This window comes from Paraflavitalea sp. (assembly GCF_059502485.1).
The window spans coordinates 2322137-2337282 of sequence record NZ_JCACET010000008.1; the positions used below are offsets into that span (position 1 = coordinate 2322137).

The 15146-nt window shown below is 47.8% G+C and carries 14 protein-coding genes; 12 read left to right on the forward strand and 2 right to left on the reverse strand.

Going from position 1 to position 15146, the window contains the following annotated elements; translation table 11 throughout:
• Window positions 1–5: 5 nt before the first annotated feature.
• The 3 genes from AC5JBY_RS11830 (at window position 6) to miaA (ending at window position 3164) form a co-directional block, all read left to right on the forward strand.
• Entirely contained in the window at window positions 6–1439 is a 1434-nt protein-coding gene (locus AC5JBY_RS11830) for a CCA tRNA nucleotidyltransferase (RefSeq protein ID WP_495904798.1), read from the forward strand.
• A 162-nt stretch (window positions 1440–1601) separates the two neighbouring features.
• A complete protein-coding gene (locus AC5JBY_RS11835; protein ID WP_495904799.1) occupies window positions 1602–2177 on the forward strand; it encodes an IS1096 element passenger TnpR family protein in 576 nt (191 codons plus the stop codon).
• A gap of 75 nt (window positions 2178–2252) precedes the next feature.
• Window positions 2253–3164 (forward strand): tRNA (adenosine(37)-N6)-dimethylallyltransferase MiaA, encoded by a 912-nt coding sequence (gene miaA, locus AC5JBY_RS11840; protein ID WP_495904800.1) that lies wholly within the window; start codon window positions 2253–2255, stop codon window positions 3162–3164.
• Window positions 3165–3563: 399 nt separating this feature from the next.
• Here the strand turns inward: miaA and AC5JBY_RS11845 are convergent, their stop codons facing one another.
• Window positions 3564–5132 carry an OmpP1/FadL family transporter gene (locus AC5JBY_RS11845; RefSeq protein WP_495904801.1) on the reverse strand — a complete coding sequence of 523 codons (1569 nt, stop codon included), beginning with the start codon at window positions 5130–5132 and terminating at the stop codon, window positions 3564–3566.
• 99 nt (window positions 5133–5231) lie between these two features.
• Window positions 5232–6056, reverse strand: coding sequence for a hypothetical protein (locus AC5JBY_RS11850; protein WP_495904802.1), 825 nt, complete (start codon window positions 6054–6056; stop codon window positions 5232–5234).
• Between the two features lie 216 nt (window positions 6057–6272).
• Here AC5JBY_RS11850 and proS point away from each other — a divergent pair, with 216 nt between their 5' ends.
• The 9 genes from proS to AC5JBY_RS11895 all read left to right on the forward strand — a co-directional run bounded on the left by proS (window position 6273) and on the right by AC5JBY_RS11895 (window position 15076).
• Entirely contained in the window at window positions 6273–7751 is a 1479-nt protein-coding gene (proS, locus tag AC5JBY_RS11855) for a proline--tRNA ligase (protein ID WP_495904803.1), read from the forward strand.
• A gap of 119 nt (window positions 7752–7870) precedes the next feature.
• The gene (locus tag AC5JBY_RS11860) at window positions 7871–8980 is read left to right on the forward strand and encodes a Re/Si-specific NAD(P)(+) transhydrogenase subunit alpha (RefSeq protein WP_495904804.1); all 1110 of its coding nucleotides are present in this window, start codon (window positions 7871–7873) and stop codon (window positions 8978–8980) included.
• A gap of 55 nt (window positions 8981–9035) precedes the next feature.
• Window positions 9036–9347 (forward strand): NAD(P) transhydrogenase subunit alpha part 2, encoded by a 312-nt coding sequence (locus tag AC5JBY_RS11865; RefSeq protein WP_495904805.1) that lies wholly within the window; start codon window positions 9036–9038, stop codon window positions 9345–9347.
• Window positions 9348–9361: 14 nt separating this feature from the next.
• A complete protein-coding gene (locus AC5JBY_RS11870; protein ID WP_495904806.1) occupies window positions 9362–10885 on the forward strand; it encodes an NAD(P)(+) transhydrogenase (Re/Si-specific) subunit beta in 1524 nt (507 codons plus the stop codon).
• A gap of 29 nt (window positions 10886–10914) precedes the next feature.
• Window positions 10915–11457, forward strand: coding sequence for a hypothetical protein (locus tag AC5JBY_RS11875; RefSeq protein ID WP_495904807.1), 543 nt, complete (start codon window positions 10915–10917; stop codon window positions 11455–11457).
• Window positions 11458–11459: 2 nt separating this feature from the next.
• Window positions 11460–11969, forward strand: coding sequence for a hypothetical protein (locus AC5JBY_RS11880; RefSeq protein ID WP_495904808.1), 510 nt, complete (start codon window positions 11460–11462; stop codon window positions 11967–11969).
• Window positions 11970–11975: 6 nt separating this feature from the next.
• On the forward strand, window positions 11976–12428 hold the full coding sequence (locus AC5JBY_RS11885; RefSeq protein ID WP_495904809.1) for a hypothetical protein: 453 nt from the start codon (window positions 11976–11978) through the stop codon (window positions 12426–12428).
• Window positions 12429–12489: 61 nt separating this feature from the next.
• Window positions 12490–13920: a methyltransferase RsmF C-terminal domain-like protein gene (locus AC5JBY_RS11890; protein WP_495904810.1), complete on the forward strand. Its 1431-nt coding sequence runs from the start codon at window positions 12490–12492 to the stop codon at window positions 13918–13920.
• 40 nt (window positions 13921–13960) lie between these two features.
• The gene (locus AC5JBY_RS11895; RefSeq protein WP_495904811.1) at window positions 13961–15076 is read left to right on the forward strand and encodes a LysM peptidoglycan-binding domain-containing protein; all 1116 of its coding nucleotides are present in this window, start codon (window positions 13961–13963) and stop codon (window positions 15074–15076) included.
• Window positions 15077–15146: the final 70 nt, after the last annotated feature.

Genomic DNA, 15146 nt, shown 5'->3' on the forward strand with positions numbered 1-15146 from the left:
GTCCCATGGATATTCGCTGTACCGATAAAGAGTTGTTTGTTTTCAATAAAATTGCACATGCGGCAGAAGGCCTGGGCATAGAAGCCTGGATCATTGGAGGATTTGTGCGCGACAAACTGATCGGACGCAATACCAAAGACGCTGATATCGTATGCGTAGGTGATGGCATTGAACTGGCCAATCGTGTGGCCGACCGTTTCAATCCCCGGCCCCATGTTGCCTTCTTCAAAACATTCGGTACGGCACAGATCAAACTCAAAGACGGAGAAGAAGCAGCCTTTGAAATAGAGTTCGTAGGCGCCCGCAAAGAAAGCTACAGCTACCATAGCCGCAATCCGGAAGTAAAGCCCGGTACCATCAAAGACGACCAGGACCGGCGCGATTTCACGATCAATGCAATGGCCATTAGCCTCAACAAAGCTGACTATGGAAAGCTGATCGATCCTTTTGAAGGACTGAAAGACCTGGAAAACAAGCTCATTCGCACACCCCTCGATCCGTTGCAAACCTTTAGCGACGATCCCCTGCGCATGATGCGTGCCATTCGCTTTGCATCGCAATTGGAATTTACGATCCACCCACCGGTATTTCAGGCCATCAAAGACAATGTAGAGCGCATCCGCATCATTTCACAGGAGCGCATCACTGATGAGCTGAATAAAATACTATTAAGTAAAAAACCATCCGTTGGGCTCGATCTGCTCTACAAAAGCGGATTGCTGCACATTATTTTCCCCCAAATGGTCGACCTGGTGGGGGCGGAATATGTTGACGGACTGGGACATAAAGATAACTTTTACCACACCCTCCAGGTAATCGACAACATTAGCCAGCATACCAATGATCTCTGGCTGCGTTGGGCAGCCTTATTGCATGATATTGGCAAACCCCCTACCAAGAAGTTTGAAACAGGACATGGGTGGACCTTTCACGGGCACGAAGTCGTCGGAGGGCGCATGGTGCCCCGCATATTTACCCGCCTTAAACTGCCACAGAACGAGAAGATGCGTTTCGTGCGCAAACTCGTCGAACTACACCTGCGACCCATCAGCCTCACAAAAGAAGACATTACGGACTCTGCTATCCGCAGACTGCTATTCGATGCAGGTGATGACATAGATGACCTCATGTTACTGTGTAGTGCAGACATTACGTCAAAAAACAAGCAGAAAGTAAAGCGCTACCTCGAAAATTTCGAGATCGTTAAAGAGAGGCTGCGCGAAGTAGAAGAAAAAGATCGTATTCGTAACTGGCAGCCACCCATCACCGGAGAAATGATTATGGAAATATTTGGCCTTTCCCCCTGCAAACAGGTCGGTGACATTAAAAATGCCATCCGGGAAGCGATCCTGGACGGAAAAATTGACAATAATTATGACGCAGCATATGATTTTATGATGAAAACGGCAGAAGAAATGGGACTGAAGCCCCTCGTATAATTACCATTTCCCAAAACGTTAGCTGGTATGATAGTTGTGCGGAAAAGATATTGCAGAATTATATTACTTTTGGATCAGTGAAGAGTGATGAACCTATGTAAGCTGCTTCGGCCAGTTGCCGCTACGAACCAAAACCAAAAACCAGAAATCGAAACACACATTATGGCTGTACTAAAATTCAGGATATACTTTGAAGAAGACGATAGCATCTATCGTGATGTAGCTGTAAAACACACCCAAACGTTTTTACAACTGCACCAGATCATCCTGAAAGCATACGAGTTCGATAACAAACACCAGGCTACTTTCTACCGCAGCAATGACCAATGGCAGCGTGGAAGAGAGATCAGTCTGGCAAAATACGATGGCAGGACGTACAAAGTGGCGCCCCTGCTGATGGAGGAAACAACCATCGGTTCAGAGATCCGCGATCCCAACCAGAAATTCATCTACAACTACGACTTTGTAAAAGGATGGAGCTTTATGGTGGAGCTCATCAACGTCTCTAAAGAAGAAAATGCCAAGCTCGATTATCCCGCTGTCGTAAAGACGGAAGGCATTGCACCGTCACAATATGGCACCAAAGGACTGGTAGGCGATAAACTCACAGAAGTCGAAGAGAAATACGACCTCAAAGCCGGCGCAGAAGGCTACGGCACAGAGGGAGACGGTGATGATGACGGATTGGAACTGGGCGAAGAAGCAGACGACGAAGGCGGCAAGGAAGAAGAAATATAAACATCCCCAATAAACTTATACCGGAGGTGATGTCCAACAGCAGGAGATCACCTCTTTTTGTTTTAATAACCTGTCATGCAGCAGAAAACCTGTATTGTGATCGTTGGCCCTACAGCAGTAGGAAAAACAGCCCTTGCTATTCGGGTGGCAGAGCACTTCAATACAGCCATAGTTTCAGCAGATTCACGGCAGTGCTTTCAGGAAATGACCATTGGCGTAGCCAAACCATCTGTAGAAGAGCTGTCACGTGTGCACCATTACTTCATCAACTCTCATTCCATTCACGATGAGGTCAACGCAATGGTATTCGAACAATACGCGCTACAGTCCGTTAACCAGATATATGCCAGCCAAAATGTGGCGGTCATGACAGGTGGCACGGGATTATATGTAAAAGCATTTTGTGAAGGATTGGATGATATGCCACCAGTGTCATTAACAGTGCGGGAGCAGATCAGTGAAGAGTACCAGCAAAAAGGATTACCGTGGCTGCAACGGCAGGTGGAAGAAAATGATCCATTATACTATAGCAATGGAGAAATACACAACCCACAACGGCTGATGCGCGCGCTGGAAGTGAAACTGGCCACCGGACGCTCAATCCGGTCCTGGCAGCAGGGAAAAAAAGCAGCAAGACCGTTCCGGATTGTTAAAATTGGACTGGAATTAGCGAAAGAACAATTGCACCAAAACATACATCAGCGTGTCGATATAATGATGCAGCAGGGATTATTGGAGGAAGTGAAGGGGCTATTGCCGGTACGCCATTTGAATGCACTTCAAACCGTGGGCTACAGTGAGTTGTTTAATTGTATGGATGGAAACAGTACGTTGGCGCAGGCGGTGGAGGCAATTAAGACGAACACCCGTCAGTATGCTAAAAGACAAATGACCTGGTTCCGGAAAGACGCTGACGTACAATGGTTTTCCCCTAAAAACGAAGCTGCCATACTGGAATATTGCCGGCAGGCAACGGCCGGCTCCTGAAACAAGATATGTTTGCGCTTGTCTATTTAAATAGGCTAAGAAGTAATACTTAGACAAACATAAATTTTGTTAATATTATGATCAGATGACCACTTGGATGCGAAATTATTCTAATAAGATAACCGATTTTTGTAATGCCAAACAACCAGCCGGGAGCGAATCCCGGCAATCCGTAGAGATCCCCTGTGAGGACTTTAAAGTGAAGGGTTAAGGTTTTTAAAAGAACCTTGAAAACAAACCCCGCCTTTTCAGGCGGGGTTTATTATTTTATCGGAATTAGATATATCGAAGTGAAAGTGTATTTGCTCTTCGAGGCTTGCAGCCTCGAGGGCCTATTACAGGGCCTCTGGCCCTATCGAAGTAAACGCATTGCCGATTGCCGACTCACGATTGCCGTGGTTACAACTTAATCCCAAACGTCAGCATAATATTACTGCTGTTATCCTTGATCGTAGCAAAGGTATTAGCCCGTGGCGCATCAACGCGGTAGGGGAAGTCCACATCCTTATTCAAACTATGCACATAAGTAAGATCGATGAAAATACCTTTATCACGATAACCCAAACCACCACTCACGTTCATTCTGCGTGCCTTCAGTTCTTTATCCTCATAAGGATTGCCATAATAGGCAAAACCAACACGCGTCATGATGGTATTGAACTTCAGCTCACCACCCACACGGAAGTTGAAAGCACCCTTGTAAGATTGCTTCACAGCTTCAGTCACTTGCTTGAAGTATTCACCTTCGCCATTGTCCTCCGCTTCATTGAAGCGGGAACTGCCATAAGTAACATATTCAATATCGGCAGAGATGAATCCCCGCTGATTAGAAACATCTTCCACTTCATTCAACACATAAGAACCGCTCAACATAAACTTCCAGGGACTTACTAGGTCATACTTGAACTCTGGATTAGCACCATTATACAAAGTCGCGGAAGTGATACTGTCTTTGGGGAAATCAGGATCGAAAGAAGTTTCCAGATCGGTCACCATCTTGGCGTTGGTTCTATCTTTCAAGGCATACAGGCTCGGAGTATGTACTGCTACGCCCAGACGGAATCTTTCAACAGGTTTGAAGATCAAGCCCAGTTTGGCATTCAAACCAACACCCTTGGAACTGAATTCCTCATGGTAAGTAGAGTAATTGAAATCATTCACTGCACTGGTAGGGTCCGATTCTGTAAATGTACTGGTACGCTGGTAGTTCACAATGGGAATACCGATGCCAAGGCCCAGATAAAGCTTGTCATCCATATTCGAAGCAAAACCAAGCGCAAGCTCGGTTATACCTCCTTTGGTGATGATCTTCCGCTCCTGATTCACGACACCCAGGTCTTCTGCACGGGAAAATACCGTATTGTTATTGTCCACATCCAACAAGTAAGTATACAGCCCCATCCGCGTCTGCAGCGATAAAGACTGGTTGTTGATCCCCATATCGATGATCTGCTTATTCGTCAGCGAAGGATTCGCGTCTTTGGTATTCGCGTAATAATTGAAAAACTCATTAGCCAATGGCTCTGTGAAAGAACTGTAATCGTTAGTTCCTTTATAATAATAGGTACCTGCAAAATTCGCTACCCGGTTCACACCGATGCTGAAAGACTTGCTGGTCCACTTGCTGTACTTATCACTGAAGCCAAATACCAAACCGGAAGCCCCCAGGTTGAAGCGGTTCAGGCCATCAGCCGAGGCATCGGTTTCCCGGAAGTTGCCCTTGCTGCGGGCCAGCGTAAAGCCAGGGCTCAATACAAGCTCACTGGTCTTATAAAAACCAAGTCCGGCAGGGTTTACCCACAAGTTGGTGATCTCGCCACCCAGCGAGCCCATAGCCCCGCCAATAGCCTGGCTGCGGGCCGAGCCCGAAGGCACGTTCCAGCTCATACGCAAAGCATCCTCCGGTATCTGCGCCACTGCCTGCTGCGTAGCAAACAAGGCGGCAATCAGGTAAAATTTTCTGTTCATGTGTTTCTCAATTCAAAATGATCGGGGAAGTACAAAAAAAGAGGAAACAAAATTCAAGATATCCTTAAATCCTGGTTCCTCTCATAATTAGTTGGGCCATTAATTGCCGCCACGGCTGGGCCTGCTCACGCCACCACCTCCGCCGCCACTGCTGCCACTTGATGAAGAGGACGAGCTGGAAGAAGAAGAAGGAGTGTAAGTGCGGGAAGAGGAAGAAGACGAGCTCGAAGGCGTATAAGTCCGGTTGGGCCTGTCGTTAGAAGAGCCAGTATTGTAATAAGTTTCCCGGCCACCACCACTGCTGCCACTATTACCATTGGAAAACACCCGGCGAATGCTGCTGCCCAGGCTGTTGGTAGTACGTGTATTGCCGTTATTGTAAGTAGGGCTGTTATAGCGCAAACCAGCTTTGGTAGCACCCAACGGCCTGTTGGTATTATTGTAATTCGTATTCGTATAGCGATCCAGTGTGAAATTACGTACAGCTGTATAAGCCGGTTGATTTCCCTTTGGATTTACGATGATGATGCCACCACAATAAGGATTGTAGAAGCTATTCCAGCGATACATGGCATTCCAGTAATTGTTGAAGCCAATACCGTAGTTCCAATAAGGATTGAAACTGTTATAATAACTTCCGCCGTAAGGATTGTAATAACTGCTGTAATTCCAGTCATAATCATCGAAAGCGCTCCAGCGATAACGGTCGCGCACCCGCATCCGTAACCAGCGGTCGTCATACGAATAATCATCCCCACCACGGTAAGAACCTTCTCTTTTTTGTTCAGTTTCTACATACGCGGCACCTTCACGGGCAGGAGAATAATATACATCGTCTGGGGTCTTGGTTTGCCCGGAACGATATACCGAGCAACTGGACAAGCCAATTACTGCTATAGCGATGAAAAGTAGAAGTCGGGACATGGTTAGTGCTATTTTAATGATTTACGATGCGAAGTTGCTACTTTTGCGTTCTTTCAGAATAAAATTACAATAAAAAGGCGGCCAAAGCCATTAAAAAATGCAGCCAGAATGTTAAAGTTGGTAGTGAAAATCAGCCATAAAGGGCCCTTTTTAGACGACCAACAACCTTCCTGCATCGATCGGTAAAAAACGCCCGGTAATTAACAACGGTAAAAAATGAGCAAAGAGATCACCAGCAGAAGTGCAGACTACTCACAATGGTACAATGACCTCGTTATTAAAGGCAGCCTGGCCGATTATTCGGCCGTACGTGGTTGTATGGTAATAAAACCCTATGGGTTTGCCCTCTGGGAAAACATGCGCGATGCCCTGGACAAGATGTTCAAAGACACTGGCCACGTAAACGCCTACTTCCCCCTCTTCGTACCCAAAAGCTTGTTCGAGGCCGAAGAAAAGAACGCAGAAGGATTTGCCAAAGAATGCGCAGTAGTTACCCACTACCGCCTGAAGGCCGATCCCAATCATAAAGGCAAACTGATCGTAGACTCCGAAGCTAAACTCGAAGAAGAACTGGTGGTGCGCCCAACCAGCGAAGCCATCATCTGGAATACTTATAAGAACTGGATACAGTCCTACCGCGACCTGCCCATCCTCATCAACCAGTGGGCCAACGTAGTCCGTTGGGAAATGCGTACCCGCCTTTTCCTGCGTACCGCCGAGTTCCTCTGGCAGGAAGGCCATACCGCCCATAACACCAAACAGGAGGCCATAGCAGAAGCTGAACAAATGCTGCATGTATATGCCGACTTCGTGGAAAACTGGATGGCGCTGCCGGTGGTAAAAGGAATAAAATCCGAAAGCGAGCGTTTTGCCGGCGCGGTAGAAACCTATTGCATCGAAGCCCTCATGCAGGATGGAAAAGCCCTGCAGGCCGGTACCTCCCACTTCCTCGGACAAAACTTTGCCAAAGCATTCGAAGTAAAATTCTCCGATAAAGAAAACAAGCTCGATTACGTATGGGCTACCAGCTGGGGCGTAAGTACCCGCCTTATCGGTGCGCTGGTAATGGCGCACAGTGATGACGAAGGACTGATCCTGCCGCCGAAGATCGCACCCACCCAGGTGGTGATCGTGCCTATCTATAAAGGCGAAGAAAGCAAGCCGGTGATCGACGCCAAAGCCAATGCCCTCATGGCAGAGCTCAAAGCAGCCGGTATCCGCGTTAAATACGACAACAACGACAATACCCGTCCGGGCTGGAAATTCGCCGAACATGAAATGAAAGGTGTACCCGTGCGCATTGCCATCGGTGCCCGCGATATCGAGAACAACGTGGCCGAACTGGCCCGTCGCGATACCCGCGAAAAAAGCAGCGTATCCTTCGACGGACTGGCCAACAGGATCGTGAACCTGCTCGACGAAATACAAAAAGCCATTTACAACAAGGCCCTGGCCTACCGTGATGAGCACATCACCAAAGTCAACAGTTGGGACGAGTTTGTAAAAGTGCTGAGCGAAAAAGGCGGTTTCATCTCCGCCCATTGGGATGGCACAGCCGAAACAGAAGAAAAGATCAAGGAGCAAACCAAAGCAACCATCCGTTGCATTCCGATCGACAATCCGGCTGAAGAAGGCGTTTGCGTATTCAGCGGCAAACCCAGCACACAAAGGGTGCTTTTTGCCCAGGCCTATTAAGAAAAGAATAAGAATTACACAATAATAACTGGCTCATGCGTTCAGTAATAGAATGTATGAGCCAGTTTGTTTTTTAGCGGATAGCATTTTTCACTATCTTGAATACACAATCCATGGGTATGACGATCGGAATTTTAAAAGAACCATCAGCCGAAACACGAGTATCCCTGTTACCCGAAGCGGTAGCAACACTGACCAAAAAAGGAATCACCCTACAGGTAGAGGAGGGAGCAGGCGAAAAAGCCTTTAGCAGCAACGACGACTACACCAAAGCAGGCGCCCACATCAAGAGCCGGCAGGAAGTGCTGCAAACCTCCGACATCATTTTAGCCATTCACCAGTTCACCGAAGTAGATACACTCCCTGCACAAAAGATCATCATCGGCGTATTCCAGCCCTTGTTCCATCCCGGCCTCATGCAGGATTGGGCAAAGCAGGGAATTACCTCCTTTAGCCTCGACATGTTGCCCCGTACTACCCGTGCACAGAGCATGGACGTATTGAGCTCACAGGCCAATATAGCGGGGTATAAAGCCGTATTGCTCGCTGCCAATAACTATGGCCGTTACTTCCCCATGTTCATGACGGCAGCCGGAAGTATTGCACCCGCCAAAATATTGATCCTCGGAGCAGGCGTAGCCGGTTTGCAGGCCATTGCCACGGCAAAACGCCTCGGGGCAGTAGTAGAAGTATTTGATACCCGCCCGGCTGTGAAAGAAGAAGTGATGAGCCTTGGCGCCAAATTCGTGGAAGTGGAAGGCGCTGCCGATGCATCCAAAGCCGGTGGCTATGCGGTAGAACAAAGCGAAGAATACAAACAACGCCAGCAACAGAAAATAGCAGAGAGCGCAGCCAAAGCCGATATCATTATCACCACCGCGCAGATACCCGGTAAAAAAGCGCCCATCCTGCTCACAGAAGCGATGCTGGGCAACATGCGCAATGGTTCCGTGATCATAGACCTGGCAGCAGCCACAGGCGGTAACACACCCTTTTCCAAAAACAACGAAACAGTAGTGCACAACGGCGTGCGCATCATTGGCGACAGCAACCTGCCCGCCAGCATGCCCTCCGATGCCAGCAAACTATACGGAAAGAACGTGCTGAACTTTTTACAACTCATCACCACCAAAGAAGGTGCTATCAACCTCAATTGGGAAGATGACCTCGTAAAAGGATCATGCATCACCCATGATGGAGAAGTGAAGCATGAAAGAGTGAAGCAGTAGCGAACCGTGAAACCTGAAACTTGTAACCTGAAACGCGGAACATAAAACATAGAGCATGGAAGCAGTACTCAAATGGCTATCCGATAACCAGCAGATCATCTACATCGTTATCCTGATGATCTTCGTGGGAATAGAAGTAATTGGCCGGGTGCCCAGCGTATTACACACGCCCCTGATGTCCGGTGCAAATGCCATACACGGTGTGGTCATCATCGGCGCCATCATCGTGATGGGCAAAGCAGATGCCGGCAACTATGTGGCCCTTATATTGGGCTTCCTGGCAGTGGTGTTGGGTACGCTCAACGTGGTAGGAGGGTTTGTGGTCACAGACAGGATGCTGGAAATGTTTAAATCGAAGAAGAAATAACGAACTAACGACCTATGGAATTTAGTATACTCACGCTTTGTTACCTGATCGGCTCAGTAACCTTTATCATAGGACTTAAAATGCTGTCCAACCCCGCCACCGCGCGCAAGGGCAACCTGATAGCGGCTGTGGGCATGACGGTCGCCATCCTGGGCACCATCTTCCTTTACCGCGATGACGAAACAGGCGAAAAGCTGCACAACTATATATGGATATTTGCCGGCCTTCTCATTGGCGGAGTCATTGGCACCCTGGCCGCCAAAAAAGTGAAGATGACGGCCATGCCCGAAATGGTGAGCCTCTTCAACGGTATGGGCGGCGCCTGCGCGGCATTGATCTCCATCATTGAATTTGGCCACTATGCTGCCAACGGATTTAAGAATACGATCCACGAAGCTTATGAAGTAGGGGAGCAGGTAGACGATGCGGTACTGTCATTGGGCGTACAAACAGGCGTGTTGATCACCATCTTCGCTGGCCTCATCATTGGCTCTGTTTCCTTTGCCGGTAGCATGATTGCCTGGGGCAAGCTCAACGGGAAAATAAAAGACTTTGCATTTAAAGGACAACACATCGTCAACCAGGTTATTCTTATCACCATCCTTGGTTTGTCTGTGTTCCTCATCTATAAGATCAAAATGACAGTAGGCTCTACAGACGATGCGCCGGATCTGCCACTCAATATTGGTTATATCTCCGCACTCTTCTACGGCGTACTGGCATTGTCATTAGTGTATGGCGTGTTCTTCGTAATGCCCATTGGCGGCGCCGATATGCCTGTGGTGATCTCTCTCCTCAACTCATTTACAGGTGTTGCTGCCGCTTGCGGGGGCTTCCTCTACGACAACAAAGTCATGCTCACTGGTGGTATACTGGTAGGTGCTGCCGGTACACTACTTACGATACTGATGTGTAAGGCCATGAACCGTTCCCTGCTCAATGTGCTCATTGGCTCTTTCGGTGGCGGTAGCAGTGCAGCAGGTGGAGGTGGCACCAAAGAACAAGGCTCCTACAAAGAAATATCCCTCAGCGATACAGCGGTCATCATGACCTACGCCCACAAAGTCATCATTGTACCAGGATATGGATTGGCCGTAGCACAGGCACAACACGCATGCCATGAGTTGGAAAAACTGCTCGAAAGCAAAGGCGTAGATGTGAAATACGCCATCCACCCGGTGGCTGGCCGCATGCCCGGACACATGAACGTCCTGTTGGCCGAAGCCGATGTGAGCTACGACAAACTCCAGGAAATGGAACAGGCCAATGAAGAGTTTTCTACGACAGATGTGGTGTTGGTACTGGGTGCTAACGATGTAGTGAACCCCGCTGCCAAGACCGATCCCGCCTCACCCATTTACGGCATGCCCATTCTCGATGTGGAACTGGCCAAAAATGTGATCGTCAACAAGCGAAGCATGAAACCCGGCTATGCAGGCATCGAAAACGATCTCTTCTTCCAACCCAAAACCTCCATGCTCTTTGGCGACGCCAAAAAAGTATTGCAGGACCTCATTGCAGAGATTAAAAACTTATAAGCTGTAAACAGGTACTCATACAAGCAACCATGTCTGAGAAAAAGACTTTCCTGGCACCTGTTTATATTATGGCTTTCTCTTTTTTGATTGGAGCTGTTTTGGAGTGGCCGGCTTTTTTATCTTATGTAAGTCTGGTAAAACTCAGTCCCGGGTCTGAAGAGTCGTTGTCCTATAGTCTGAAGGCATATTGGATAAACCGGCTGATCAATATCGGTATTTTTTGCGTAATAATACTGATAGAGAGTTTTGTTTATTGGAGAATACGAAAAAGAAAATACAGGAAAGACTTTGCCATAGGTCATGCAGTTGGAATTGCGTTGACATTGGCAGTGCTACCTGCAGGTTTTGCAATAGCCCAATCTTTTATAGATTTAAGTGTCGCTTCGGAAGAAACAACGGATACCATACGAACCATGAATATACTTTACGGCGGATTGCTTAGAGTGTTTTTCATAATGGCACATGTTTGCTTTGCGCTGGTGTTGATAAGCGTGTGGAAGAACCGCAAGAATAGATCAGGTGATGTGGTGCCTGGTGAAAAGGATATATTGAATGAATATGCCGACCGATAAGTATGATGAATAGAAAACACTTTACGGCTCCCGTTTATTTATTGGTACCGCTGATCATTATGCAGGCTTTCGCTTTGTACTTTTTTGTTAGCATGTCTGTACACAGCTTATCGTCAGAACGAGAGTTCATACGTAAATACGGTGTAGATAATGGGAATGCGCCTCGCACAAGTGAAAAGTTTATCAGAGAAAGTATGCGTGCTGGCACCACAATTCTCGTATTGATAGGAGAGTCCATCATATTTTGGCGAATCAGAAAGAAAAGATATAACAGGTGGCTGACGATCGGATATATACTACCGCTGATATTCATCTTAGTGGTACTTCCGATTATGGCCTTGCGTATGGGAATCCCTTTTGATTGGCTCGTTCCAAATGATATGTTATATTGGACAGGTATCGGTATAGCCCATGTATTTTTAGCGATCATGGTATGGCAGTCACGAAAGAAGAAAGCCTTCATTCCCACTAACCCGGCGAACATACTCGACGATTACGCCGAAAACAATTAATTCTTCATGCTAGCACCTAAAACCTTTCCTGTCCAGCTGCTGATGATGATTGTTCTCATCACATGCGTAGCCTGCTTCCTGGTGTACGATCTGCCGCCTGTCTATACAATCAACAATGCGCCCCCGGTATCTTATGAACACACTACGTTACAGCTTGGTATCATTATCATTTTAATTGGTGAAACCATTGTCTGGTGGCGCATGCGTAAACTGAAATACCACAAAGGGCTATTTGCCGGCTACTTCATTGCCCTGGCAGGCATCCTTATCCTATTGCCGGTGGAGGCGTGGTTGAAGGGCCAGCACTATCATTTTCTTGCCAAAGACCATATCCTTGTTTTCTTTGCAGGCGTTGTCTTTTCCCATGTTTGTTTAATAGGCGCATTGAGGCAAGCATATGCAGTGAAAGGCAGGCCGGCAGCCGATCCCTTCGAAGCGATAGACGAACTCCTCGATTGAGCACCACGTCTATGCCAATTCCCGATTCGAACGTACATTTGCCCGATTAATACAGGGCAATTTGATCTTACCACAAGCACTATTGGATTCGCTGGAAGGCGTGAAAGGATACAACCGCGAAACGTTCGAAGCCGTACACCAATCCGGTGAACAGGTTACCTCTATCCGTTTCAATCCGTTGAGACAGTCCGCCCTTGGTTCAGAAAAGGAGCTTGACAGTAATCAGGAGTCATCAAATACAAGCGACCCATTGCCGATTGCCGATTCCCGATTGCCGATTCCCTGGACCTCCCACGGCTACTACCTCGCCGAGCGGCCCTCCTTCACCTTCGATCCTGCCTTTCACGGCGGGTTGTATTACGTGCAGGAAGCCTCCAGCATGTTCCTCGAACAGGCATTGAAACAAACAACCGATCTAAGTAAAGATATCCGCGTGCTCGATCTGTGCGCAGCGCCCGGTGGCAAATCCACCTTGCTGCAATCACTTATTACACCCAATAGTTTACTGGTTAGCAACGACGTCATCAAAACACGCGCAGCCATCCTGGAAGAAAATCTCACCAAATGGGGCGCGGTCAATACGATCGTTACCAACAACGATCCCGCACACTTTGCCCGCCTGGAAAGCTTCTTTGATGTCATGGTCATCGATGCCCCTTGCAGCGGCAGCGGCCTGTTCCGGCGCGACGAAGAGGCTATAGCCGAATGGAGCGAACAGAATGTACAACTCTGCAGTCAGCGTCAGCAGCGTATACTGGCCGATAGCTTGACCGCTCTTAAAGACGATGGCGTGCTTATCTATTCTACCTGCTCTTACTCCAGCGAGGAAGATGAAGCAATCGTCGATTGGTTGATGGAGGAATTTGAATTCGAAAGCCTGCCATTGCAGATACAACCCAATTGGGGCATTGTAGAAACCATCAGCGAAAAGAAAAAAGGATATGGGTATCGTTTCTTTCCCGATAAAGTGAAAGGCGAAGGATTATTCCTGGCCTGCTTCCGTAGACAAGGTGGCGGAGGAACAGCCCCCCGTGTACCGAAAAAAACAAAATGGCAAAAAGTAAGCAAGGCCGAAGCAGAGATCATCAATCCCTGGCTTAAAAAAGAGGCAGCAGTGCAATTATGGAAACAGGGAGATATGATCATTGCTTTTCCTTCCTCACTCGAAGAAGCACTGCACATCACTGCCGAGCACCTGTACCTGCGCAAAGCCGGTACAATAATTGGTAAAATAGCAGGAAACAGCCTGGTACCCGATCACGCCTTTGCTCTCAGCAACCTGCTATCGGAGAATATTGTTGAAGTAACGTTAAAAAAGGAAGAAGCACTGCAATATTTGAGAAGAGAAGAAGTTAAGATACCGGCCACAAAAACAGGATGGACGCTGGTAAAATACGACGGAATAGCATTGGGTTGGATCAAGGTGTTACCCAACAGGATCAACAACTATTATCCATCTGCATGGCGTATATTGAAAAGTGGTAACAATTGAAAATATTCCACATCTTTGCACGGTGATGAAATTCATGACTATGTTGAAAATCAAAGTATTACTTCTTGTTTTAGTAACCTCGGCCACCACACTGCGTGCGCAGCAGCTCAAAGTGCAGGGCACATCCCCTTCACTCTACCTCACGCACACGGTAGCAGCCAAAGAAAACTGGTACAGCATCGGACGATTGTACAACGTAAGCCCCAAGGAAATTGCCCCGCTCAACAACAGCAGCATGGACAAGCCCCTGGCCATCGGGCAAGCCCTTAAAATACCACTCACCACCAACCTGTCCATCGACGGAACGAAGGCGGCAGATGAAGTATTTGTACCGATCTATTACACGGTACAGGAAAAAGAATGGTTATACCGCATCAGCCAGAACCACCAGAAAGTACCGGTGGCCAACCTGGAAAAGTGGAACAACGTTACCAACGACCAGCTGAAGCCCGGCATGAGCCTCATAGTAGGATACCTGAAAGTAAAACAGGGACAAAGCGCATTGGCTGCATCAGGCACCAATAAAGTAGTAGCAGTAACAGCAGCGCCACCCGTTGCCAAAGCAGAACCGGTGAAAGAAGAGCCGAAGAAAGAAACACCTGTAACAACAACACCGGCTTCCAATACAAGCACAGCGGCCAATACAACTACCACGCCCAACAAAGAAACAACTACAGGTACGGTGAAGACGGAAGAGCCTAAAACAACGCCGCCTGCACCAGTGGTAGAAAAACCTGTTACTACTACACCCCCTGTCACAACTCCAGCTTCTACAACGCCAGCCACCACCACACCTGCAAATACGACCACTGCACCCAGCAGCAATAACACGTCTGCCGGTAGCGGCAACCACAAAGGCGGTTATTTCAGGTCGCAGTATGCTGAAAGCGGTAAAACGAATACCGGCAATGCAGGTATCTTCCGCAGCACCAGTGGCTGGAAAGACGGTAAGTACTATGCATTGATGAACAATGTACCGGTAGGCACCATTGTAAAGATCACCTTCACCTCGACACAAAAGACTGTTTACGCCAAAGTGTTGGGCCAGTTGCCCGAAATGAAAGAAAGCATTGGTCTGATGGTCCGCCTCAGCGATGCCGCCGCCTCCGAGCTCGGCACTGAGAACGGCAAGTTCTATGTAGATGTAAAGTATTAATAGTTGAACTTAAATAATTGCTATGCGGGGCTTGTAGCCCCGCATTTTTATTTTGTGGCTTTTAGCCACG